Here is a 2925-nt window from a genome sequence, read left to right as displayed (position 1 = left end):
GATCTCGATCCGGGGTGTGACCGTAAGGTCGACCATAACGTCGGACTTATCATCGCCTCCAACGCCCCGTCAGACGGCCCCCGCCGGAGGGATACCATGATCGTGGCGTATCGCCGCGACCGCTCGGTGGTGTTGGCGCGCGGCATCAAGGCGGATGGTGCGATGACGGTGCTGCTGCGCGACGCGATGCAGCCCAACCTGGTGCAGACGCTGGAACACACGCCCGCCTTTGTCCACGGCGGGCCGTTCGCCAACATCGCCCATGGCTGCAATTCCGTGATCGCCACCCGCACCGCGCTGAAGCTGGCGGACTATGTGGTGACCGAAGCGGGCTTCGGTGCCGATCTCGGGGTCGAGAAGTTTTTCGACATCAAGTGCCGCAAGGCCGGGCTGCATCCCGATTGCGTGATGCTGGTGGCCACGGTGCGCGCGCTCAAGATGAACGGCGGTATCGGCAAGGACGCGCTTGGCCGCGAAAACGTGGGGGCGGTGGAACAGGGTTGCGCCAACCTTGGGCGGCATATCCAGAAGCTCAAGGGGTTCGGCGTGCCAGTGGTGGTGGCGATCAACCATTTCACCGGGGATTCGCAGGCCGAAATCGACGCGGTGCACGCCTATGTCACCGGGCAGGGCGCCGAATCGCATCTGTGTTCCCATTGGGAAAACGGGGGCGCGGGCGCCGAGCAGCTGGCGCGGCGCGTGGCGCAGATCGCCGATGCCGGAGGGGCGCAGTTCTCCCCCTCTATCCCGACGAGATACCCCTCTGGGGCAAGATCCAATGCATTGCCGAACGCATTTATCACGCCCGTGACGTGACCGCCGATACACGCATTCTGGATCAGCTCGACGAGTGGCAGGCGCAGGGCTATGGCGATCTGCCGGTCTGCATGGCCAAGACGCAATACAGTTTCAGCACCGATCCGCTATGGCGCGGCGCGCCCGAGGGCCATGTGGTGCCGGTGCGCGAGGTGCGGCTTGCGGCGGGGGCGGGCTTCATCGTCGCGATTTGCGGCGATGTCCTGACCATGCCGGGCCTGCCACGCCACCCCGCCGCCGAACGCATCTGTCTGAACGCCGATGGCGAGGTCGAGGGGCTGTTCTGAGCCGCGCCGCCGCCTTTCGGAAACTTCGGTGACGCAAGCTTTGTGCATTTCGTCGCGTCGATACGTTGAATATTCCGCCGGGCTGCGGCATCAGGGACCAGGTCACCAAGGAGCCCCGGATGCGCGACCCCGCAACCCTTTCGGACATGGCCGAGCTGCGCGCCGAAATCGACAGGATCGACCGTGAGCTCAGCGCGGTGCTGGCGCATCGCGCGCGGGTCATCAGCCGTGCCGCCGAATTGAAGGCGGACAATGGCTGGCCGGCGCGGATCGACACGCGGGTCGACGAGGTCGTCGCGAACGCCCGCGCAAACGCCGCGCGCGATGGCTGGGACCCCGATCTGGCGCAATACATCTGGACGGAACTTGTGGAATGGTCGATCCGGCGCGAGCAAACCGCGCTTGGGCGCGAATAAGGGGATCAGGCATGGCGGCTGACATCATCGACGGGAAGGCCTTTGCGGCCACGATGCGGGAAAAGGTCGCGGACCATGTGTCGCGGCTGAAGGCGGATCACGGCATCACGCCGGGGCTGGCGGTGGTGTTGGTGGGCGAGGACCCCGCCAGCCAGGTCTATGTGCGAAACAAGCGCAAGCAGACCGTCGAATGCGGGATGCAGAGCTTTGAGCACAGGCTGTCGCCCGAGACGCCCGAGGCCGATCTTCTGGCGCTGGTGAAGCGGCTGAACGCCGATCCGGCGGTGCATGGCATTCTTGTGCAGCTGCCGCTGCCGCCGCATATGAATGCCGATGCGGTGATAAATGCCATTGACCCGGCCAAGGATGTGGACGGATTTCACATCTCGAACGTGGGGCTTTTGGGGACGGGGCAGAAAAGCATGGTGCCCTGCACGCCGCTGGGATGCCTGATGATGCTGCGCGACCGGCTGGGGTCGCTTTCTGGGCTGGATGCGGTGGTGATCGGTCGCAGCAATATCGTCGGCAAGCCGATGGCACAGCTGTTGCTGGGCGAAAGCTGTACGGTGACCATCGCGCATTCGCGAACAAGGGACCTGGCCGAAGTGGTGCGCCGCGCGGATATCGTGGTCGCTGCGGTGGGCCGCCCGCGCATGGTGCCGGGCAGCTGGATCAAGCCGGGCGCCACGGTGATCGACGTGGGCATCAACCGCATCGCCGTGCCCGAAACCGGCAAGACCCGGCTTGTGGGCGATGTCGATTTCGACAGCTGCGCGCAGGTAGCGGGGGCGATCACCCCGGTGCCGGGCGGGGTCGGCCCGATGACCATCGCCTGTTTGCTGGCCAATACCGTCACCGCCTGCTGCCGGGCGAACGGGTTGCCGGAACCCGACGGGCTGATCGTCTGAGGCTTCGGTCGGATCAGGCGGGCACCGTCCCCATCGTCCCGGTCAGCAGGGCAACGTGGCGTTGTTCCAGCGCCTCCAGCGCAAACACGTCGGCGGCGACAATCACCAGCCGGCGCCCGACCTTGACGACCCGGTCCCGTGCGATCAGGCGGTCGCCGCGCGCCGCGCGCCGGCGCAAGCTGGTGGACCTTGATCTCAGAGATGGCGACCCCGGTCTCCTCGGGCATTATCGTCAGCGCGCCGTAGCGTGCCGCGCTGTCGCGGATCGCAGGCCGGCGGGGCGTGGCCAAAACCGTGCTGCTGTGTCAGCTCGGCGCGCCCGGGCCTCTATCTCGACCTCTCCGGGGCGATGCGCAGCGCTTGCGCTCCCGGCGTGGTCATCATGCCCTGCCGGACAAAGCTGTGTAAGCATCCGGCGTAGGCCGCGGTCATGCAGCGAGTTGGCGCTGCGATGTCTGCCAATTCCATGGCAGAAGGTCCGGCACCCGTGAAGCCGTT

At 66.3% G+C, this 2925-nt stretch carries 3 protein-coding genes and 1 pseudogene; 3 read left to right on the top strand and 1 reads right to left on the bottom strand.

Annotated elements, in window-relative coordinates; translation table 11 throughout:
• The 3 genes and pseudogenes from ATI53_RS22600 to folD all read left to right on the top strand — a co-directional run.
• Nucleotides 1–1103, top strand: a pseudogene (locus ATI53_RS22600) (formate--tetrahydrofolate ligase); the annotation flags it as partial.
• Nucleotides 1104–1222: 119 nt separating this feature from the next.
• Nucleotides 1223–1519 carry a chorismate mutase gene (locus tag ATI53_RS22595; RefSeq protein WP_009503186.1) on the top strand — a complete coding sequence of 99 codons (297 nt, stop codon included), beginning with the start codon at nucleotides 1223–1225 and terminating at the stop codon, nucleotides 1517–1519.
• 11 nt (nucleotides 1520–1530) lie between these two features.
• On the top strand, nucleotides 1531–2427 hold the full coding sequence (gene folD / locus ATI53_RS22590) for a bifunctional methylenetetrahydrofolate dehydrogenase/methenyltetrahydrofolate cyclohydrolase FolD (RefSeq protein WP_009503187.1): 897 nt from the start codon (nucleotides 1531–1533) through the stop codon (nucleotides 2425–2427).
• A gap of 13 nt (nucleotides 2428–2440) precedes the next feature.
• Here the strand turns inward: folD and ATI53_RS24175 are convergent, their stop codons facing one another.
• A complete protein-coding gene (locus tag ATI53_RS24175; RefSeq protein ID WP_205912203.1) occupies nucleotides 2441–2605 on the bottom strand; it encodes a hotdog family protein in 165 nt (54 codons plus the stop codon).
• Between the last annotated feature and the right edge of the window lie 320 nt (nucleotides 2606–2925).

It is taken from the genome of Salipiger aestuarii (assembly GCF_003259905.1).
Lineage (GTDB): Bacteria > Pseudomonadota > Alphaproteobacteria > Rhodobacterales > Rhodobacteraceae > Salipiger > Salipiger aestuarii.
The sequence above is the reverse complement of the archived record's forward strand: the minus strand, read 5'-3'. Positions and strand labels throughout refer to the sequence as shown.